The following is a 20,365-nucleotide window of genomic DNA, read 5'->3' as shown; positions in this document are numbered from 1 at the left end:
GGCGATGATGAATGTATTATCGCTATAAGAATTAATGAAAGAGAGGCAATATGATATGACACACGAGGAAAAGATGAAATTACTCATTGACGAAAAGTATCCTTTGTCAGCCAAATATGATCCTGAATGGATCTATGAAAATAAGATGGGCTGTCAGTGTCTCTGGCTTGTGGAATCCCTGTCACAAATCATGACCTTAAAACCAGGTATGCGCATCCTTGATATGGGCTGTGGAAATGCCCTCACATCAATATTTCTCGCTAAAGAATTCGGAGTAACCGTTTTTGCCAATGATTTATGGGTGAGTCCCACTGACAACTGGAAGCGCATTTGCAATGCAGGTGTGGAAAATTTAGTTTTTCCAATTCATGGAGAAGCTCATAATTTACCATATGCAGATAATTTCTTTGATGCCGTTGTATGTATTAATTCTTTTCAGTTTTATGGAACAGCAGACAACTATTTAAGCGATTATATGGCCCACCTAATAAAACCCGATGGACAGTTCGGGCTTGTTGTCTGGGGACCGGATAAGGAATTTACAGGGAAAGTACCTGCCGATATTGGTGAGAAATGGTGGCCGGACTTTTATTATTTCCACTCCTTGGATTGGTGGAAATGGCATTTTGAGAAGACCGGACTTTTTTCCATTGAAGCAGGGGATGATTTGGCCGGGGATGGTGTCAGAGTTACACGGCAATGGGCAAAGATAATGGAAAAATATGATAACACACATAATAACGAAATTATGCGATGGAACAGAATGGTTGCTAAACGCAATAGCCATCAGGCAGATGACTTCAGAAATTAGGCAAAACTTCCTTCCCAAAATAACAGGCCCCGCCCTCCGGTTTCCCGGAAGGCGGAGCCATCATAATCCTGTCTGTTTTCTATTTTTTCTTGCTTTCCTGATCCAGGCGCATGGTTAAGGAAATTCTCTTCTTGGCAAGATCCACATCCATCACCTTCACATCCACGATATCCCCAACACTCACGGCCTCCAGAGGATGCTTAATGAACCTGTCCGTAATCTGGGAAATGTGCACCAGTCCGTCCTGATGAACCCCGATGTCCACAAAGACGCCGAAATCAATGACATTGCGCACAGTACCTTTCAGAATCATTCCGGGCTTCAAATCCTTCATATCAAGAACATCGCTTCTTAAAATAGGGGCAGGCATATCCTCTCTGGGATCTCTTGCCGGTTTTTCCAGCTCTTTCAGAATATCTGTCAGGGTAATTTCCCCGATTCCCAGTTCCTGAGCCATTTTTCCCTTGTCCTTCACTCTGCGTTCCAGAGTGGCGGCCGCTGCGCTCTTTCCATCAGGAATTTCCTTTCCTCCGACATTTCCTGCTGCCGCGCTTTCTTTTCCTTTTTCATCCTGAAGGACAGCTCCGCCCATGGCCGCTGCCAGCGCTTTCCCCATGGCTGTGCTGGTATTGCGGATCACTACCTGTTTCTGCTTCTGAGGCTTGGGCTTTGCAGGAGCCGCGGCCTGCTGCTTCAGCCCGGCCTTCATACGCTTTGATTCCGCCTGCAGCTTCTTCACATCCTCCATAGACAAATCCAGCCTGTCCAGAAGCTTCATGGTAGCTTCATAAGATTCCGGATGCACACTGGTGGCGTCCAGCGGATTATCCCCGTCCGTAATACGCATAAAGCCTGCACACTGCTCAAATGCCTTAGGCCCCAGCTTAGCCACCTTTAAAAGCTGTTTCCTATTGGTAAACCGGCCGTTGGCTTCCCTGTAGTCCACAATATTTTTTGCAATGGTCTTGGAAATTCCGGAGATATATTCCAGAAGGGAGGCGGATGCCGTATTCAAATCCACACCTACCCTGTTCACACAGTCTTCCACCACACCGTTCAGGGCTTCTCCCAGCTTCTTCTGATTCATATCATGCTGGTACTGTCCTACCCCAATGGATTTGGGATCTATTTTTACAAGCTCTGCCAGAGGATCTTGAAGCCGTCTTGCTATGGAAGCGGCACTCCTCTGCCCCACATCGAAATTCGGGAATTCCTCCGTTGCCAGCTTGCTCGCCGAATAAACCGACGCTCCGGCTTCATTCACAATAATATACTGTACCGGTACGTCCAGTTCTTTAATTAAATCCACAATAATCTGTTCGGATTCCCTGGAAGCCGTTCCATTTCCCACGGATATCAATGAAATGCCATATTTCTTAATCAAACGTTTCAATTCCGCTTTTGCTTCTTCCACCTTGTTTTGGGGCGCTGTGGGATAAATCACCTTCGTGTCCAGGACTTTTCCGGTAGCATCCACTACAGCCAGCTTACATCCCGTACGGAATGCGGGATCCCAGCCCAATACCACTTTACCGGCAATAGGAGGCTGCATAAGCAGCTGTTCCAGGTTCTTTCCGAACACGGATATTGCCCCGTCCTCCGCTTTTTCCGTTAAATCATTGCGGATTTCCCGTTCGATTGCCGGAGCGATAAGCCGGTTATAGCTGTCTGCCGCCACTTCCTGAAGAACCGGGCCGGTAATCGGATTCTCCTTCGTTATTACCTTTTTTTCCAGGAAACGGAGAATTCTCTCCTCCGGCGCTTCTATTTTAACCGTAAGGAACTTTTCCTTTTCTCCCCGGTTCAGCGCCAGGATTCTGTGCCCTGCCGCTTTTTTTACCGGCTCCTCATAGGAATAATACATTTCATACACGCTGGCCGCTTTTTCATCCTTGGCCGTGCTGATAATTTTTCCTTCCTCAAAGGTGATATTACGGATATAGATACGATAATCCGCTTCATCGGATATCGCCTCCGCAATGATGTCCTTGGCTCCCTGAAGCGCATCTGCTGCGGACTCCACTCCCTTTTCTTCACTCACATATTTTGCCGCCTCTTTTTCCAAAGGCTCTCCGGTTTCCTGCGCCAGAATAAACCCGGCAAGCCCGTCCAGTCCCTTCTCCTTGGCAACACTGGCTCTGGTCCTTCTTTTCGGCCGGAAAGGACGATAAAGATCTTCTACCACTACCAGAGTCTCCGCCGCCAGAATCTTGGCCTTAAGCTCCTCATCCAGCTTTCCCTGTTCCTCTATACTCGCAAGAACCTGTTCCTTCTTTTCTTCCAGATTGCGAAGATAGTTCAGCCGTTCAAACAGATCACGGAGCTGTTCGTCATTCAGCGACCCGGTAACCTCTTTCCGATACCTGGAAATAAAGGGAATTGTATTTCCCTCATCAATCAGCTTGACAGCTGCTTCGACCTGCCATCTTTCCACCTTTAACTCTTCCGTCAGTTTCTTAATAATATCCATTCTCATACACTGCCTCATATCCTGCAAAATCCCTGCACGAATATATTCACATATTCGCAGTATTTTACGGATGGAAGGCTTCCTTTCTCTCAGCTACTTTGTGAAATGACACTCGCCTGTTTTCCATTATAATTGAAAGCGCCCTTCCTTTTCAAGTGCTTGATACAAACATTCCGCATAAAAAAGTTGACTTTTGAGCAACAATAAAGTATCATTATTATATTCTTAAATTAATTTGTGCAGTCGCACATTCTGGCAGTTTCTGCCGAAAATCACACATTTTAAATACGGCAGGAACTAAATGGATTATTATAAAATAATATCTTTTATTTCTGCCTGTTAAGGAGGCATGAATGAAAGAAAAAACATGGCTGTACCGGGTGCTGAGCGCAGCCGGCAGCAAAACACAGTACGATGAATATGTAAAACGTATTCTGGGAAGCCGACAGGTTCTTGCACGGATTCTGAAGGGAGCCGTGCCGGAATACAACAGGTATTCTATTGACGAAATTATACAGTGGATTGAACCAGACATTGAAATCGCGGATACTCCGCCGCAGCCCGGAGGAAAGAATAATTTCGATACGAGGATAACCGGAGAAAATACCGAAAGCAAAATACCCGGAGAAGGAACCATCAACTATGATATTCGTTTCCGCGCTTTTCTGCCCGGAAATAATGAGACGGAAAAAATCAAGCTTCTGCTTAATGTGGAGGCACAGAAGAACTTCTATCTTAAATATCATATTGTGACCAGAGGTATCTTTTATGGCGCCCGGATGCTGTCGGAACAGCTGAACAGCGAATTCACGGATTCTGATTATGATGAACTGAAAAAGGTCTGCAGTATCTGGATCTGTATGAATTCTCCCCTTCACATCGGAAATGCCATGTCTGAGTACCGGATAAGCAAACAGGATATTATCGGATATATTCCGGAGCAAAAATGCTGTTATGACAAACTGTCGGTAATTATTATTTGTCTGAATGAAACGGACGGCAAAGACCTCCGCGGAAGTCTGCACGGTTTTCTGAATACGCTGTTATCTCCCTATATGGATATTAACAAAAAGGAAGAGATACTGGCAAGGGACTATGGAATGATAATGGAATATGAATTAGAAAAGGAGTTGAGACAAATGTGTAATCTGAGTGAAGCGATTGAGGAAAACGCGATTTATTTAGTGAAAAAAGTGTTGAGTTTTTCCGCTGAAGGTATGAGTGATGCAGAAATTGCAGAGATCTGCGGAATTACAGAAGAAAAAGTTCAAAAAATACTTGAGGTTTAACAACTATGCAGGGGCATGAAATATGAATAAGTTCCCTTAATAATTGTCTGCCCCTCCAAGAATACTTCATACTTTTTTCATTTGTGTCCTGTCCGCAAACGTGCTACAATAGCAACGATAAGGATCCCCGTATATTTCGGGGCAAATCCCATATCGCAGTCTGCAAAAAGGAGATTTTGTTATGGATAACTATAATAACGGGCCTATACCCCCTTACCAGAATAACAATTCCGGTTATCCTCCATACTATACACCGCCTACCCGTCATCCGGGGAGCAGCTTTGCCACCGCTTCCATGATTCTGGGTATCATCGCAATTATTTCTGCATTCTTTGGTACGGTATATCCGCCGATTATCTGCGGAGGACTCGCCGTTATCCTTGGTCTGCTGTCCAAAGGAAATGACAAAGCCATGCTTCCCAATGCCAAGGTAGGGGTGCTCACCGCTATTCTGGGAATAGTAGTCAATGTGCTTGTTGTGGGAAGCGTTATTATTATGCTTTTTACCAACCCTTCTTATAAAGAAGATTTCCACAGGCAGCTGAACCAGTACTCCGAATATTTTTATGGAGAAAGCTTTGACGATATGTGGAATCAGATCGAAGAAGGAACGAATCGCTACTAGGACTATCCGAAAGAGGATAATAAGGAGTATTTATCTATGGACAGACATGCATCATCAGCTGAACTTAAGGCTAAAGCCAAAGGTCAAATGCTTGGAAAATACGGGACTCTGGTTCCAGCCTTCCTCGTTGTGGAGGCAATTATGGTTACCATCAATTTTCTGGCTACCTTCTCTCTGGATACCAGAGCCATGACGGGGCTTACCATACAATTTGTCATCGAATGCCTGCTGCAGCTATTGGCCGGTATTTTTATAGCAGGACAGACCTATATGTATCTGAATGTTTCCTGCGGGGGCAATATTAAAATCAGTGATGTTTTTTACGGCTTCACCAATCATCCGGATAAGGCCATATTGATACAGCTTTTACAGCTTCTGCTTTGTCTGGTATTTTTTATTCCGTTGTTTATCTGCCTCGGCGTTTTTGCTTTTACTGACAGTTCTCTTTCTGTCATGCTGCTGTTGATTTCCATCACCTTCTGTATCGGGCTGGTGGGGTCTACCATTATAAGCTTACAGTATTCCCAAAGCTATTTCGTCATGCTGGATTTTCCTGATTTCACTGCAGTCCAGTGTCTGCGTTACAGCCGGGAAATCATGAAGGGAAATAAGGCACGCCGTTTTTATCTGGGGGTAAGCTTTATTCCTTTGTATTTACTCGGACTTCTTACCTGCTGTATCGGGCTGTTGTTCGTAACTCCTTATGCCAATACTACTTTTTCCAATTTCTATCTGGAACTGATGAGTTACCGCAACCGTCATAATCTATAAAAGCGAAACCAGCGATGCTTTTCAGGGAGAATTTGCTATGACACCCGGTAATAAGAACCTCCCCATCACATACAGAGAATATAAATTTGCGGAGGAGTTCCCCATTCTTCTGATGGAAGGGAAAAGTACCTCTCCGCAGATTGACTTTATTCATTTTCATAATTGCATTGAGATAGCTTTTTGCAGAAAAGGAACTATGACGTGGAATCTGGAGAACCGGATATTTTCCCTGACACCGGGAAATATCTGTTTTCTTCCGCCGTTTTTCACGCATGGTTCCTTTTTCCCGGTTCTGCCTGAGGCCGCTCCTAAGGAGACTGTACCAAAAGAGACTGCGCTTAAGGTGGTTTTTTCAGAGGCAAAGGGTTTTTCAGAGGCAAACATTTCACCTGGAAATGACACAATGGAAGATGTCCCGGATACGGATGTATCCTGTGTCTATCTGTTTTTTAACCCGGAACAGCTGCTGGCGCCCTTCTATCCAAACGGCCTTCCCCGGGAGTTCACCTGGTACCAGTATACGGATTTTCCTAAAATACTGCCTGCTGCACTTTTTCCCGAACAGGTAAAGCTTATCCGCATGATCATACAGGAACTTCAGGAGAAAAAAGAGCATTACCGGCAGTCTGTCCGGGGTATGGTGGAAACCCTCCTTATCCTGCTTTACAGACAGCATCTGGACTGTCCTGTTTTCGGAGGAACGGTTTCCGCACTTCCTCAGTTGTTTCCTGCCGTATCTTTTCTGGATACCGAATATGCTTCGGAGCTTGATACGGCTCATTTGGCCCATTTATGCGGCCTTTCCCAAAGGCAGTTCCTTCTGTATTTTCAGGAATGCTTCAGCCAGACACCTCTGCAGTATCTCAGGACCGTACGAATCCAGAAGGCCTGCCGGCTTTTAACGAGTACGGAAACCGGCATACTGGATATTGCACTGCAGACCGGCTTTCATTCCCTGTCCAGCTTTAACAGGTATTTTCACAAAATAGTAGGGAGCAATCCCCAGGCCTTCCGCAATGACAGACGTGTCATTGTCAAAAAGGATCCCAGGTATGCTCCCTATCACGCAGAATAAAAGAATCCGTAGCCATTTCCTCCCTGCTGTTATTCGGAGGCTGTAACGGATTCTTTTAACCGGTCCGAAATTCTGTCCGTCTTTCTTTCCTTTCCCACTCCCATTGTCTGAGGGCTTCTGTTACCCAGCAAAACCGTTCCGTCTCAAAGTCCGTCAGAAAGGAACAGTCCGCACCGAGTATCAGGCCGTCCGTACTGCCGAAAGCATTCCGGTAGGTTTCCAGGATATTCGTGGTTTCCCGCCGGATTTCTTCCTTTGGCCCGGAATACAGCAGCTTTCCCCGGCGGTTGTCAAAGCCGCCCATACAATTGCGCATGCCGAAATATTTTCTTCCCTCAGCCAGGGGCAGCTGTTCCACATAAACAGCCCAGTTAACGGTATTCCCCGGATAGTCACGCCAAAGCTCCAGCTGATTTTTGATTTGGTTCCAGCCGCAGAAATGAAGGATGTTATAGGGAGAGCTTTCCTGTGCCGCGGACAGCACCAGCTGTTCGGAAGGCGCTATATAATCTGCAAATTCCTCCGGGGTGAAAAGACCGTTTTCCGCTCCCTGCATGGCTAGAAAGATACCAAGGCAGCCTGCTTCCTGAATCAGCTTTTCACTCAGATATGCCAGATCCTCTCCCATAAAAAGCAGGGCATCCTTCACCGCCTGCGGATCTTCCCTCAGAAACCCCAGCAGTCTGTCATCCCCAATCCTTCTGAGAAGTGTGAAGGGAGAAAAAATATTACTGTAGGTATCCGTTTCTTCCAACAGGGATTCGTTAATCCGTAAGGCACGCTCCAGGTATTCCCGGATATAGGGATTCCGGCCTTTTATCGGCCGGTAGGCCTTTAACTCTTCCAGGCTGGTCAGGCCGAGATCAACAGGTGCCGTCAGACCGTCATGCATGATTTTTAAGAAATCGGGATCTGTCTGTTTATAAAACCGGATATGGGCTTTTACACAGGCTTCCCCATGCAGCTCTTCCGGCTTCAGATGCTGAAAAAAGCTCACAGGAATGTGCTCATGAGGCTGTCCTTCCAGCATACGCCGCAGATTTTCCTTTTTCTGTACCATCAGCCTTTCACCGCCCCTATCATCACGCCTTTTTCAAAATATTTCTGAAGGAACGGATAGATAATCAGTATGGGAATGGTGGATACAATAATAGTACAGTATTTTACCAGCTCACTGCTGAAGGTGTCCTCCACGGCAGCGATCAGGGAATCCGCATTCTGCGCCTGATTCTCTATGAGAATTTCCCTAAGTATCATCTGCAGAGGGTATATTTTCCTGTCCCTTGTGAACATGGCCGCAGGAAACCAGGAATTCCACTGGCCCACTCCGTAATACAGAATCATAACCGCAACAACAGGCTTGGACAGAGGCATGATGATTCTGGAAAAGATAGTAAAATCATTGGCCCCGTCAATGACTGCCGCTTCTTCCAGGCTTTCCGGAATGGATTCAAAGAATGTTTTCATAATGATCATGTTATAGGCACTGATCGCATAAGGGATACTGGATACCCAGATGGTATTATAAAGCCCTGTATTCCTGATGACAAAAAACAACGGAATCAGCCCTCCGCTGAAAAACATGGTAAATATCATCAGCTTCATCACTCCTCTGCGGATCAGGAAGCATTTTCTGGAAACCACATAGGCGGCAAAGCTGGTCAGCCCCACCTGAAGCAGGGTACCCGCTATCAGATAAAACAGTGTGATTTTAAAGCCATTGAACAGGCTTTTGTTTGCCAGGGTTTTCTGATACCCTGCCAATGTGGCTTCTCCCAAAGGCTTCCACAGAAGCCCTGTGTGGGATTTCAGGAGAATCGGATCGCTGATGGAGGCTACCACCACGTAATACATGGGATACAGGGTGATTCCAATCAGGAAAATCATAATCAGGACGTTTACGACCTGAAAGGGTTTTATTTTTTTCTTCATACCGCACCTCTCTTTATCAACATGGACTCTGCTCTCACCACAGGCTTGTTTCATTCACCTTCCGGCTCACGGAATTGGCCAGAATCAGCAGAATGAAATTAATGATGGAGTTAAAAAATCCCACGGCAGCAGCAAAGCTGTATTCAAAATTCATCAGACCAATCCGGTAAACATAGGTGGAGATAACGTCCGCTTTTTCATAAACCATAGGGTTATAAAGAAGCAGGATTTTATCCCAGCCCAGAGTCATCATATTACCGATACGCATGATGAGCAGAATAACAATTGTGGGAGAAATACCGGGAAGGGTAACATGGAGGATTTTTTTCCAGCGGTTCGCACCGTCTATTTCTGCTGCTTCATACAGGCTCTGGTCAATACCCGTCAGCGCCGCAAAATAGATAATGGAATCCCAGCCGAATTCCTGCCAGATACACATCAGCACGTACAGCGGCTGGAAATAGGCGGAGTGGCTGAACATATTGGAGGCTTCCTGGCCTGTAATGGCGGTGAAGACACTGGTGATAACGCCGTTGGTTTTGCAGAAATCCAGCATAAGGCCGCAGATAACCACCGCAGAAATAAAATGGGGCATGTAGGTAATTGTCTGTGTGATTTTCCGGAGTCTGGTGCCGGTCAGTTCATTCAGCAAAATGGCAAAGATAATCGGAAAGGGAAATCCGAAAAGCAATAACAGCAGGTTTATGGAAACCGTATTTCTCATGGTACGGAAGAAATAAGGATCTCCCAGAAAGGCTTTAAAATGCTTCAGCCCCACAAAATCGCTGCCGAATACCCCCTTTGTAGGAACATAATCAAACAGGGAAATGATCATTCCATACATGGGATAGTAATGATACACCAGAAAATACGCAAGAACGGGTAAAATCATGATGTACAAAAGGGGATGCGACCTCATGTTTTTCCACAGCTTCTTAAAAAAAGGGTCTTTCTGCGTCATAACCGCACCTCTTTTCATCGTTGCTCCTCTCTGCGTGCGCCGGCACGCATATAAATTCAAAGGCTGGCTTTACTGACGCCAGCCTTTTTCTGCATTTTACAGGGTTAAATCTTCTTACTCACGGGCTTCATATCTTGCATATGCGGCTGCATTGATTTCCTCTCCGCGTTCGCTGCCCAAATCCTTCAGCTGTGCCACAAAGCCATCCCAGCCTGTTTCCAGATCTTCCTCTCCAAAAATAAAACGGTACACCATTTCATCGGAGTAATTGGCAAGCTTTGTTTTGATCTGTGTCAGTTCCTTGGATTCTTCAGTCGTCAGTGTCAGGTAGCCGGGAAGCGTATGCTTGTCATCATTCTGACTGCCCCATGCATCCCATGACTGGTGGCATTCTTCCAGCGCATACTGAGCCGCTTCCATCGTTTCATCGTATTTAATCTGGAAAGGTGCGCACATGTAAAGTGATCTTACCGTATCGTAATCCAGGCCATCCGGGTTGTTGCTGACAAACTCGGTAAATTCCCTTGTTCCGTCCGCATTTTCCGTATATGTCTTTTCTTCTCCCTCATTGGTTCCCCATGCGGTAAGAAGCATTACATCAGGATTCATCAGATAGTCTACGAATTTCACAGCTTCTTCCGGATGCTTGCTGGTAGCGGAAACCTGCCAGGAATAGGAGTTTATGGAGCTTGTTATCTTGGACATATGAGTGATATCATCCGCATTCACTCTCGGCATCTCGCAGGAAGTGAGCTTGAATTCCGGATCCACAGCCGCACCGGCTGTCACAGACTGTTTTACATTATAGGTATGGGCAAAACACATACCTGCCGTACCGTTCTGAAAGAGCTTGAGAGAGTCGTCAATCGTCCGGGAAACAAAATCGGTATCGATCAGGCCTTCCTTCGCCCATTGATTCAGCACTGTCAGAAATTCCTTGTAGCCGTCCTGGGTTCTGCTGTAATGAACATTGCCTTCGTCATCCAGATCGAAATCTTTGATGGACACATCAAAAGCGGAGGCTATTGGGTTATTTGCATAAAACTGTGCCTGGTTGAATTCGCAGAGTGCAAGCGGAATCTGCACGCCGTTTTCTTTAAATGTACGAAGTACATTGGTATAATCATCCAGGGTAACCGGCGCTTCCAGATTATACTTGTCAAGCCAGTCCTGTCTTACGATCAGGCCATTGAATACTTTGTTGTTATCGGTAGGGGGAAGCCAGGTCGTTCCGAATTTAACGATGTTGCCTTCGTCACCTCTGATTTTCTTCTGAACGTCCGGGTCACCGCTTTCTTCACAAAGCGTGTTGAAATTCACTGCATACTGTTCCACCAGATCCGTTACATTATAAAGAACGCCGTCTGCAATGGCTCCTTCCACGCCGCCTGGGTAGGTGGTCTGGAACAGGTTGGTATACATCAGATCCGGAAGATCTCCGGATGCCAGAAGCTGCTGGAAATAAGATCCGTCATCTCCCACCGGTGCATGAATAAACTCGAATTTCAGTCCGGTATCCTCAGAAATCTTCTGTACTACAGGATTTTCGCCCAAATCAGAATAATAAGCTCTTGCTGCCGTCTGGAAATCGCAGAATATGGTCAGGGTCACATCCCCGTCTGCAATTTTAGTGCTTCCGCTCTCCGTATCCGCCGCCTCTGTTCCTGCATCTGCCGCCTGGGCGGAAGTCTGTTCCTGTGCCGTTGTACTGCTTTGTGCTGTTTCTGATGCTGCGCCGCCGCATCCTGCCAGCATAGCTGCTGTCAGAATTGCTGCCGTCAGCGCCGCACTTGCTTTTTTCAACTTTCTCATAACCTCTTCATCCTTTCTCTCTTATGCTACACACATGGTTATCCACGTGATACTGCCTTTTCATGGTTTTACATCCAGCTTGTCTATCCGCAGGATTCCGCAGATATATATTTCCAGCGCCCTGCGTATCCTCAGAAGGGAAATGCTTTCATCCGGCTGATGGTAATCGCCGTGTCCGGGTCTGAACAGGCCTGCAGGCGGAGACGGAAGCTTCATCCCGGTACCGAATGCAAAGGCATTGGGAAGCTTTCTTGCGTAGGTTCCTCCGCTCATAACAAAAGGTTCCTCTTCATTTTTCAGGATTTCCCTGCAGGTTCGGGTGAGCGTCTGTGCCACCGCATGTTCCGGATTAAAATAATTGGCTTTGGCAAGCCGGGTTGTTTTTAAGTCAAATCCCTGCCGTTTTGCTGCCGCTCCCGCCCGTTCTTCAAATGGGAAATCACTGCAGGTTATAGGATATTTGGACAGGAATCCTATTACCAGATGACCGTCCTGCATACGCAGCTGGGTCGCGGTCAGACTAATGGGACCGGAGAGGGTATCCTCACAGAATACATCCAGGGCTTTTCCTGTACTGTCCAGGTTAATGGCAGGAATGATGCGAAACAATTCCTTATTTTCGTCGCTTATCAGAGTCTGAGAACAAAGAGCTTCCGCCAGTATAGTCAGTGCATTTTCTCCTGCTTCAGGATTGGATGCGTGGGCAGAAATCCCCCTTGCCCTGATTTGTATGGTTTCGCCTGCTCTTTCAGCTTCCAGAGGAAGGGGAAGACAGGATGCTTTTTCCCAAAGTTCTTTGCTGTATGTAAGTGTCACCTGTGCCATATCGGGTATCGTATAGAGTCCACAGTCACAATGTGCCTCCAGAAGTTCTTTCCCGCATTTCTTACGGGAAATCAATTCAGCATTAAAGGATCCTCTCTCGCCGCAGCATACAGGAAAACCGCTGTCAGGCACAAGGGATAAGGCAGGGCATTCATAATTATCGCAGTAGTAATCCAAATCGAACATCCCCTGTTCCTCACAGGTTCCCAGATACAGCTCCAGCCCATGCTCCAGGCGGATATGATGCTCCTTCATATATTTCAGTACATAAAGTCCCATAATGGCGGAGCTCTTATTATCCTGGCAGCCCCGCGCAATAAAATAACCGTCCTTCACCACCGGGACATAGGGTTCATAGTCCCAGCCCTCCCCTTCGTCCACCACATCCAGATGAGCCCATATACCGATACTTTCTTTTTGTTCCGAGGTATCGTAGGAAATCTTCCCTACATAATTATCATAGTTCCGGGTAGAAAATCCATTTTCTTCACCCATATGCAGCATCTCTTCCAGGACCTCCAGGCAGCCCTTTCCATACGGAGGACATTGAACCGCTTCTGTTTCCGCTACGCTTCGGATCCGGCAGATATGTGTCAGGTCTTTTACGATGTCCGGCATCTTGTCTTCAACCCATTGCTGAATTTCCGGCAGACCGACCTTATTTTTATTCAGGAATTCGTCCATATATCATTCTCTCCCCATCAAAAATCGTTCATTCACTACTTTTCTGTTTATGATATATCCACCCGCATACCTTTACTTTTCTTACTCTTTCCGTTATAATTTTCCGGAAAGCAGGTAGTTAAACAACCGCATATTACTGAACTTTTATGCACTTTATTACTTTTTTCTTCATTTATTGATTTACTATTATTATAATTATACAAAGTACCGGCTTCCTATCATTAAGGAGATAAAAACTATGCAGAAACAATCATTCCAGCGCTTTCCTATCCGATACAGGCCCTATGATTTTCCCGCCCGTTTTCCGGTTCTTGCTTTTCTCGGAGAAAACTGGACCATTTCTGTGGATTCTCCGGAATATCTTCATTTCCATAACGGACTGGAAATCGGGCACTGCATCCGGGGAAACGGGCAGGTGTTTATGACCGGGCGTTCTCCCTCTGTTTATGAAACAGGGACGTTCAGCATCCTCTTCCCTCAGGTTCCTCATATGGCTGTCTGCGGTACACAGGAAAGCCAATGGGAATATATCTATATCGATCCCATACGTTTTCTGGAATCGGCTGCGGACTACGGTTCCGATATCTGGCAGATTTTCTATATGCTGCAGGAAATCCCCGTGATCATACAGGAGGATACTTTTCCTCTGCTGTTTTATTTTCTGTCACGGATTTTTCAGGAATTCCACGAAAAAAAGCCTCTGTATCAGCAGGCTGTCCATGGTCTTCTATTCTCTTTGTTTTCAGAAATCAACCGTATCACTCTCGCGGCTTCGGCCGGGCATACTCCGGAATCAGAAGATGGGTATTCTTATATACGCAATGCTCTTACCTTTATATATGGCCATTATGAGGAAGCTTTTTCCGTACGGGAGCTGGCCTCCCACTGCTGTATCAGCGAAAGCCATCTGCGGCGGCTGTTTAAAAATATGGTGGGAATCAGCCCTCTGGAATGTCTGCAGCATTACCGCATTCAGCAGGCCTGCCATCTGATTCACCTGAACCAGAAGCCTGTGAACAGTATTGCCAGGCAGGTGGGGTATGTCAGTCTTTCCAGCTTTAACCGGCAGTTTCAGCAGTATATGCATATGTCTCCTTCTGAGTGGAAGAAGGAGCATCTGTCGGAGGCGACGGAGCATGAGGTGCGGTCTTATGAAGATAACAGTACGCGGCATATCTTTCAGTTTTGACGGCGGGGGAGCGGGAAAAACGCATCCGCCGCAGGGTCCCTCTCTGCTTTCCGGCCCGCCTTTTCCTTCCTCCCCGGGCGGCGGTGGGTGTGGGTGTGGGTTCGGATCCAGCCTCAAAAAAGGGATGTTTCTAAATGTTCCGTTTTGCCGGGAGGCTGCCAACGCGGCAAAACTCCTCACCAGCGACTGACGTCGGCTGATGAGTCAGACAAGCCGCTAAGGACGGCAGTCTCCCGGCAAAACGGAACATTAAGAAACAGTCACCTTTTTTTCCCATGGGTCCGTACCCACACCCACCGCCGCCCGGGGAGGAAGGAAAAGGCGGGCCGGAAAGCAGAGAGGGACCCTGCGGCGGATGCGTTTTTCCCTGGGGTAATTTCTGAATTTACTTAAAATAAGGGATAAAAAGGGCCATTGAGTCCGCAGTGATATTGGCTGTGGATACAATGGCCTTTTAGGATTATTTTTGTGATTTGATTAGTTTGTTATTCGTTGTCCGGGGAACTTCCGGTGCTGATCCATTTCAGGTAGGCGTTGATGAAGGGATCTAGGGCTCCGTCCATTACTGCGTCTACGTTTCCGGTTTCATGGTTGGTTCTGTGGTCTTTTACCATGGTGTAGGGTTGGAATACGTAGGAGCGGATTTGGTTGCCCCAGCCGATTTCTTTGACTTCGCCGCGGATGCCGGAGAGTTTTTGGGCGTTTTCTTCCTGTCTGAGCATGTATAGTTTGGCCTTGAGCATCTGCATGGCCTTGTCTTTGTTCTGGAATTGGGAGCGTTCATTTTGGCATTGTACCACAATTCCTGTAGGAAGATGGGTGATGCGGATTGCAGAGGATGTTTTGTTGATGTGCTGTCCGCCTGCACCGCTGCTTCGGTAGGTATCGATACGGAGATCTTCATCGTTTATTTCAATATCGAGGTCTTCTTCGATATCCGGCATAACATCCAGGGATACGAAGGAGGTCTGGCGTTTTCCCTGTGCATTGAAGGGGGAGATTCGCACGAGGCGGTGCACTCCTTTTTCGGACTTCAGGTAGCCGTAGGCATTTTCGCCGTTTACCTGGAAGGTAACGGATTTGATTCCGGCTTCGTCTCCGTCGAGGTAATCGAGGACTTCCAGGGTAAATCCCTTGCGTTCCGCCCATCTGGTATACATGCGGTAAAGCATGCTGCACCAGTCGCAGCTTTCTGTTCCGCCTGCGCCTGCGTTGAGTTTGAGGATAGCGCCGTTTTTATCGTATTCTCCTGTAAGGAGGGTGCTGATGCGCAGCGTTTCCAATTCATCCGTGAAGGAATCCAGTTCTGAGCGTATTTCTTCTGCCATGGATTCATCATCTTCTTCATTGCCCATTTCGATGAGTGTTTCTATATCCTCATACTGGGTACTGAGATGTTCTATCTGCTCTACAGTATCCTTCAGGTTCTTTAATTCTTTCATTTTCTTATTGGAATACTCCGGATTATCCCAAAATCCCGGAGCCTCCATTTCACGTTCCATCTCTTCGATCCGCTTCAACTTTTCTGCTAAGTTAAAGTGAATCCCTCACTTCCGCCAATGGAGTTTTATAAGCCTGTAATTCCTGTTTCATCTGATCTAACAAAACCAATGTCGAACACCACCTTTACTTTTTACTATCTACGAGCCGGGCGCAGGAGAGGAATCAGAAAGCTTTCGGGAAACAGACGCCCGGGCCGCCCCTTGCCCGGACGCCTGCTTCCCGAAAGCTTTCTGATTCCTCCCCTGCATGCGGCGACAGCCGCAAAGCGAAAGGGCCGGAGGCCCTTGAGCCTGCCCGGCGGGTTACCGGGTTACACAAAAAGTCGCGGACACCACACCCTCCCGGGTTTTCATTCCAAGAAACGCCTTTCATTCCCAGGAATGCTATTTATTCCTTCCACAACAATTCTTATACTTCTTCCCACTTCCGCAAGGACAGGGATCATTCGGATAAACCTTAGCCGCGCCCCTCTTCACCGGAGCCTTCGGGCCTGAGTCATCCTTATTGGTGCCGGTCACCTTAGCGACCTGCTCTCTTTCCACCTTCTGCTCCACTCTCACATGGAACAGCAGACGTATCGTATCCTCACGGATACCGTCGGTCATGGCATCGAACATCTCATAACCGCTCATCTTATACTCAACCAGAGGATCCCTCTGGGCATAAGCCTGCAGGCCGATTCCCTGACGCAGCTGATCCATATCATCAATATGGGCCATCCACTTGTTATCGATAACCTTCAGCAAAATAACCCGTTCCAGTTCACGGATAGCCTCAGGTTCCGGGAATTCCGCTTCCTTGCTCTCATACAGCTTCACAGCTTCTTCTTTCAGCTGCTGCTTCAGATTGTTTCTCTTCGAACCGTTCACACGTGACTTCGTAACAGGCACCAACGGTATTATCGGCAGAAGAAGGGAATTCAATTCCTTGAAATTCCAGTCCTCCACATCCGCATCTTCCCCGATTACCATGTCAACGGTATTATCCACAATATCCGTGATCATCTTGTAGATAACATCCCGCATGCTTTCTCCATCCAGGACACGGCGTCTCTCCGCGTAAATGATTTCACGCTGCTCATTCATAACCTGATCATATTCCAGCAGGTTCTTTCTGATACCGAAGTTGTTGCTTTCTATCTTCTTCTGAGCCGTTTCAATGGCGTTGCTCAGCATCTTATGCTCGATTTCCTGATTTTCCGGAACACCCATGGTGTTGAACATATTGATCAGACGTTCCGAACCGAACAGTCTCATCAAATCGTCTTCCAGTGAAATATAGAACTTGGACTCACCGGGATCTCCCTGACGTCCGGAACGGCCGCGCAGCTGATTGTCAATACGTCTGGATTCGTGTCTTTCCGTACCGATGATCTTCAGGCCGCCCGCTTCCTTCGCGGCATCATCCAGCTTTATATCCGTACCACGGCCTGCCATGTTCGTCGCAATGGTTACAGCCCCGTGCACACCGGCATCCGCAACGATTTCTGCTTCCAGTTCATGGAACTTCGCATTCAATACCTTATGAGGGATTCCCTTCCTCTTCAGAAGCCCGCTCAGCTCCTCGGAAGCCTCAATCGTAATGGTACCAACCAGCACCGGCTGTCCCTTTGCATGGGATGCCTCCACCGCTTCCACGATCGCATGCAGCTTTTCTTTTCTCGTCTTATACACCGCATCCTGCTGGTCAAGTCTCAGAATGGGCTTATTCGTAGGAATCTCAATAACATCCATTCCATAGATATCACGGAATTCCTTTTCCTCGGTGAGGGCGGTACCTGTCATACCTGATTTTTTCTCAAATTTATTAAAGAAGTTCTGGAAGGTAATGGTCGCTAGCGTTTTGCTTTCCCGCTTAACCTGTACGTGCTCCTTCGCCTCAATCGCCTGGTGCAGACCATCGGAATAACGGCGTCCCGGCATGATACGACCGGTAAATTCATCTACGATCAGAACCTGATCATCCTTTACCACATAGTCCTTGTCACGGGCCATCAGGTTGTTGGCACGCAGGGCCAGGATAATATTGTGCTGGATTTCCAGGTTTTCCGGATCCGCCAGGTTTTCAATCTGGAAAAACCGTTCCACCTTGGCAACACCCTGCTCTGTAAGGTTTACCACCTTATCCTTCTCGTTAACTACGAAGTCGCCGCTTTCTTCCTGTTCCACACCCATGATGGCGTCCAGCTTGGACAGATCTTCCATATCCGCGCCGCGTTCCATCTGTTTGGCGAGGATATCACAGGCCTCATAAAGCCTGGTGGATTTCCCGCTCTGTCCGGAAATAATCAAGGGCGTTCTTGCCTCATCAATCAATACGGAGTCAACCTCATCGATGATGGCATAATGCAGGTCACGAAGCACAAGCTGCTCCTTATAAATGACCATGTTATCTCTTAAGTAATCAAATCCCAGCTCATTATTGGTAACATAGGTGATATCCTTGGCATATTCAGCCCGCCTCTCCTCCGGCTTCAGGCTGTTTAAAACCACACCTACTTCCAGGCCCAAAAACTCATGCACAGCGCCCATCCAGGCGGCATCTCTGGCGGCCAGGTAATCATTGACCGTTACCACGTGGACTCCCTTGCCTTCCAAAGCGTTCAGATAAGCAGGAAGCGTGGACACCAATGTCTTACCTTCACCTGTTTTCATTTCAGCGATACGTCCCTGATGCAGGATAATACCGCCGATCAGCTGCACGCGGAAGGGCTCCATATTCAGTACTCTCCTGGCTGCCTCACGTACCGTGGCATATGCCTCCGGAAGCAGATCATCCAGAGTTTCCCCATCGGAAAGACGCTTCTTATATTCCTTCGTCTTATCCTTCAGCTGTTCGTCGGAAAGTTCCATCATGGAAGGCCTTAAAGACTCAATCTTGTCCACTATGGGAGTGATTCGCTTTAATTCCCTTTCACTGTGCGTGCCGAAAACTTTTTGAATTACATTCATTTTGTATTTGCTCCAATCGTTTTGTCCGCATAAAATAACCTGTCGCGGCCCGTTTCCCGGCCTTTTACAGCCTGAGCCGGACATGCACTACCCCCTATAATAGCAGAAAAGCGGCGTTTGTTCAACTTTTATCTGCTATCCGGGAAAACCTTAGCCTGTTTTTGGCAGCTGTTTTCAGGAATATCTTTACAAAAGCTGCCGCTTCCATTTTATTTATCATTTATGTTATATGACTTTTTCCCAAAAAAATCTATAGATAAACTATGAAAAGTCTGTAAATTTTCCCTTTAGTATCCAGGCCGCAGACACATCCGTCCGCTGAAACTGCTCAGTCAAACTTGTATCATATAAAAATATGACTCAGCAAAAAGACTGTCGGCAGCTCCCGTGATCACTGCCGACAGTCTTTCTTTCCTTTTCTTGAGACACCTTCCTTTTTTTCAAATCGTCTTTTTCCTGGTAGATTCCCGTTCCAGCACGGAAGGCAGTGTGCTGTAATAACGCACCGTCAGATTAGGCTTCCTGATTTTAGACAAAATACACTTTCCGGTCTGATACCCCATATCAAATACATCAATATCCACCACCGTAAGCATTGGTTTTAAAATCCGCGACAGCGGATATTCATCAAAAGCAATTACTCCTATCTCCTCCGGAATCTCTGCTCCATGCTCCTTCAGCGCCATGACACAGCCATAGGCGATATAATTATTTGCACAGATAACAGCATCCGGGCGCTCCTTCTGCGAAAGCAGCTCCTCCGTCATGGCATAACCGCTGTCACAGTCAGAGGCTCCGTGTCTCAGATGCCCTCCCGGGATCAGCACATCATGTTCATTTAATACGGAAAGCACCCCTTCCAGGCGGTGTCCGCTGATACGGTCCTCCTGCCTTCCTCCCAGAAAAGCGAGAGAACAATAGCCGCACTGCAGCAGATAACGCGCCGCAAGTTCTCCGCCCAGGCGGTTATCAATGTCTATCCAACTGAAATGGCTGGGGAAATCAGGGATGCCGATTACGATATGGGGAATTTCCCTCGCGGCAACCAGCTCATCCATGGCCGGTGAAATAATGGATGCATGAAGCACCACGCCGTCCGCCTCCTTGGAATCAAATATCTTTTCCACAAAGCCGCAGGCCTCTTCCGCCGCAATGCTTTTCACACAAAGCAGATAGCCCTTTTTAGCCAGCGCCTCTTCCATTCCGGACATCATTTCAAACATATGGGGATTGCTGAAGCCCGCATTTTTACCCAATGTTGTCAAAAACAGCACCATTTTTGTGGACTGCCTGGCGAAATTGCGCGCCCTGGCGTTGGGATGGTATCCCAAATCGCGCATGGCCTGCTCCACACGGTCAATGGTCGCCTGTGAAATGGAACCGGAACCATTCATCACCTTTGAAACGGTAGCCGCAGATGTCTGCGCGGCCTTTGCCACATCCCTGATTGTTACCGACATACTCTTC

15 protein-coding genes are annotated in these 20,365 nt (G+C 47.2%); 6 read left to right on the top strand and 9 right to left on the bottom strand.

The window, feature by feature from the left end; translation table 11 throughout:
- The first annotated feature begins 55 nt into the window (after positions 1 to 55).
- A complete protein-coding gene (locus tag BLA28_RS22915; RefSeq protein ID WP_071699509.1) occupies positions 56 to 811 on the top strand; it encodes an SAM-dependent methyltransferase in 756 nt (251 codons plus the stop codon).
- A 79-nt stretch (positions 812 to 890) separates the two neighbouring features.
- On the opposite strand, the gene BLA28_RS22910 is transcribed toward BLA28_RS22915, so the two are convergent.
- Complete coding sequence (locus BLA28_RS22910) at positions 891 to 3,281, bottom strand: Tex family protein (RefSeq protein WP_071699522.1); 2,391 nt, start codon at positions 3,279 to 3,281, stop codon at positions 891 to 893.
- A 353-nt stretch (positions 3,282 to 3,634) separates the two neighbouring features.
- On the opposite strand from BLA28_RS22910, the gene BLA28_RS22905 reads away from it, so the two are divergent.
- The 4 genes from BLA28_RS22905 to BLA28_RS22890 all read left to right on the top strand — a co-directional run bounded on the left by BLA28_RS22905 (position 3,635) and on the right by BLA28_RS22890 (position 7,041).
- Positions 3,635 to 4,570 carry a helix-turn-helix transcriptional regulator gene (locus BLA28_RS22905; protein WP_071699508.1) on the top strand — a complete coding sequence of 312 codons (936 nt, stop codon included), beginning with the start codon at positions 3,635 to 3,637 and terminating at the stop codon, positions 4,568 to 4,570.
- A gap of 181 nt (positions 4,571 to 4,751) precedes the next feature.
- The gene (locus BLA28_RS22900) at positions 4,752 to 5,195 is read left to right on the top strand and encodes a hypothetical protein (RefSeq protein WP_009255173.1); all 444 of its coding nucleotides are present in this window, start codon (positions 4,752 to 4,754) and stop codon (positions 5,193 to 5,195) included.
- Between the two features lie 36 nt (positions 5,196 to 5,231).
- On the top strand, positions 5,232 to 5,966 hold the full coding sequence (locus tag BLA28_RS22895) for a DUF975 family protein (RefSeq protein ID WP_009255174.1): 735 nt from the start codon (positions 5,232 to 5,234) through the stop codon (positions 5,964 to 5,966).
- A 37-nt stretch (positions 5,967 to 6,003) separates the two neighbouring features.
- Positions 6,004 to 7,041: a helix-turn-helix domain-containing protein gene (locus BLA28_RS22890; protein WP_069157443.1), complete on the top strand. Its 1,038-nt coding sequence runs from the start codon at positions 6,004 to 6,006 to the stop codon at positions 7,039 to 7,041.
- A 55-nt stretch (positions 7,042 to 7,096) separates the two neighbouring features.
- On the opposite strand, the gene BLA28_RS22885 is transcribed toward BLA28_RS22890, so the two are convergent.
- From BLA28_RS22885 to BLA28_RS22865, 5 genes are all read right to left on the bottom strand, one after another.
- A complete protein-coding gene (locus BLA28_RS22885; protein ID WP_071699507.1) occupies positions 7,097 to 8,101 on the bottom strand; it encodes a uroporphyrinogen decarboxylase family protein in 1,005 nt (334 codons plus the stop codon).
- Positions 8,101 to 8,973 carry a carbohydrate ABC transporter permease gene (locus BLA28_RS22880; RefSeq protein WP_044965254.1) on the bottom strand — a complete coding sequence of 291 codons (873 nt, stop codon included), beginning with the start codon at positions 8,971 to 8,973 and terminating at the stop codon, positions 8,101 to 8,103. Before BLA28_RS22880 ends, BLA28_RS22885 begins: the two co-directional genes overlap by 1 nt.
- A 34-nt stretch (positions 8,974 to 9,007) precedes the next feature.
- Positions 9,008 to 9,934 (bottom strand): ABC transporter permease, encoded by a 927-nt coding sequence (locus BLA28_RS22875; RefSeq protein ID WP_242878390.1) that lies wholly within the window; start codon positions 9,932 to 9,934, stop codon positions 9,008 to 9,010.
- Between the two features lie 114 nt (positions 9,935 to 10,048).
- Positions 10,049 to 11,746: an extracellular solute-binding protein gene (locus BLA28_RS22870; RefSeq protein WP_069157445.1), complete on the bottom strand. Its 1,698-nt coding sequence runs from the start codon at positions 11,744 to 11,746 to the stop codon at positions 10,049 to 10,051.
- A 60-nt stretch (positions 11,747 to 11,806) separates the two neighbouring features.
- The gene (locus tag BLA28_RS22865) at positions 11,807 to 13,255 is read right to left on the bottom strand and encodes a Sapep family Mn(2+)-dependent dipeptidase (protein ID WP_071699506.1); all 1,449 of its coding nucleotides are present in this window, start codon (positions 13,253 to 13,255) and stop codon (positions 11,807 to 11,809) included.
- A gap of 238 nt (positions 13,256 to 13,493) precedes the next feature.
- On the opposite strand from BLA28_RS22865, the gene BLA28_RS22860 reads away from it, so the two are divergent.
- Positions 13,494 to 14,444, top strand: coding sequence for a helix-turn-helix domain-containing protein (locus tag BLA28_RS22860; RefSeq protein WP_071699505.1), 951 nt, complete (start codon positions 13,494 to 13,496; stop codon positions 14,442 to 14,444).
- A gap of 485 nt (positions 14,445 to 14,929) precedes the next feature.
- Here the strand turns inward: BLA28_RS22860 and prfB are convergent.
- The 3 genes from prfB to BLA28_RS22835 form a co-directional block, all read right to left on the bottom strand.
- Positions 14,930 to 16,055 (bottom strand): peptide chain release factor 2 gene (prfB, locus tag BLA28_RS22850; protein WP_408607642.1). Its coding sequence is split into 2 segments (ribosomal slippage): positions 14,930 to 15,991 and positions 15,993 to 16,055, totalling 1,125 coding nucleotides; the frame shifts between segments, so codons are not numbered across the junction.
- A gap of 275 nt (positions 16,056 to 16,330) precedes the next feature.
- Entirely contained in the window at positions 16,331 to 18,898 is a 2,568-nt protein-coding gene (gene secA, locus BLA28_RS22840) for a preprotein translocase subunit SecA (RefSeq protein WP_009255184.1), read from the bottom strand.
- A 440-nt stretch (positions 18,899 to 19,338) separates the two neighbouring features.
- On the bottom strand, positions 19,339 to 20,358 hold the full coding sequence (locus tag BLA28_RS22835; RefSeq protein WP_071699503.1) for a LacI family DNA-binding transcriptional regulator: 1,020 nt from the start codon (positions 20,356 to 20,358) through the stop codon (positions 19,339 to 19,341).
- Between the last annotated feature and the right edge of the window lie 7 nt (positions 20,359 to 20,365).

Source organism: Eisenbergiella tayi (genome assembly GCF_001881565.1).
GTDB classification, from domain to species: domain Bacteria; phylum Bacillota; class Clostridia; order Lachnospirales; family Lachnospiraceae; genus Eisenbergiella; species Eisenbergiella tayi.
This window is presented reverse-complemented; position numbering and strand designations above follow the sequence as displayed.

What these genes read in the sequence shown, in the direction of transcription:
- BLA28_RS22870 (WP_069157445.1), bottom strand. Translation starts at nt 11,746, where the DNA reads ATGAGAAAGTTGAAAAAAGCAAGTGCGGCGCTGACGGCAGCAATTCTG.
- BLA28_RS22905 (WP_071699508.1), top strand. Translation starts at nt 3,635, where the DNA reads ATGAAAGAAAAAACATGGCTGTACCGGGTGCTGAGCGCAGCCGGCAGC.
- BLA28_RS22860 (WP_071699505.1), top strand. Translation starts at nt 13,494, where the DNA reads ATGCAGAAACAATCATTCCAGCGCTTTCCTATCCGATACAGGCCCTAT.
- BLA28_RS22875 (WP_242878390.1), bottom strand. Translation starts at nt 9,934, where the DNA reads ATGACGCAGAAAGACCCTTTTTTTAAGAAGCTGTGGAAAAACATGAGG.
- secA (WP_009255184.1), bottom strand. Translation starts at nt 18,898, where the DNA reads ATGAATGTAATTCAAAAAGTTTTCGGCACGCACAGTGAAAGGGAATTA.
- BLA28_RS22915 (WP_071699509.1), top strand. Translation starts at nt 56, where the DNA reads ATGACACACGAGGAAAAGATGAAATTACTCATTGACGAAAAGTATCCT.
- BLA28_RS22900 (WP_009255173.1), top strand. Translation starts at nt 4,752, where the DNA reads ATGGATAACTATAATAACGGGCCTATACCCCCTTACCAGAATAACAAT.
- BLA28_RS22865 (WP_071699506.1), bottom strand. Translation starts at nt 13,255, where the DNA reads ATGGACGAATTCCTGAATAAAAATAAGGTCGGTCTGCCGGAAATTCAG.
- BLA28_RS22880 (WP_044965254.1), bottom strand. Translation starts at nt 8,973, where the DNA reads ATGAAGAAAAAAATAAAACCCTTTCAGGTCGTAAACGTCCTGATTATG.
- BLA28_RS22910 (WP_071699522.1), bottom strand. Translation starts at nt 3,281, where the DNA reads ATGGATATTATTAAGAAACTGACGGAAGAGTTAAAGGTGGAAAGATGG.
- BLA28_RS22835 (WP_071699503.1), bottom strand. Translation starts at nt 20,358, where the DNA reads ATGTCGGTAACAATCAGGGATGTGGCAAAGGCCGCGCAGACATCTGCG.
- BLA28_RS22895 (WP_009255174.1), top strand. Translation starts at nt 5,232, where the DNA reads ATGGACAGACATGCATCATCAGCTGAACTTAAGGCTAAAGCCAAAGGT.
- BLA28_RS22890 (WP_069157443.1), top strand. Translation starts at nt 6,004, where the DNA reads ATGACACCCGGTAATAAGAACCTCCCCATCACATACAGAGAATATAAA.
- BLA28_RS22885 (WP_071699507.1), bottom strand. Translation starts at nt 8,101, where the DNA reads ATGGTACAGAAAAAGGAAAATCTGCGGCGTATGCTGGAAGGACAGCCT.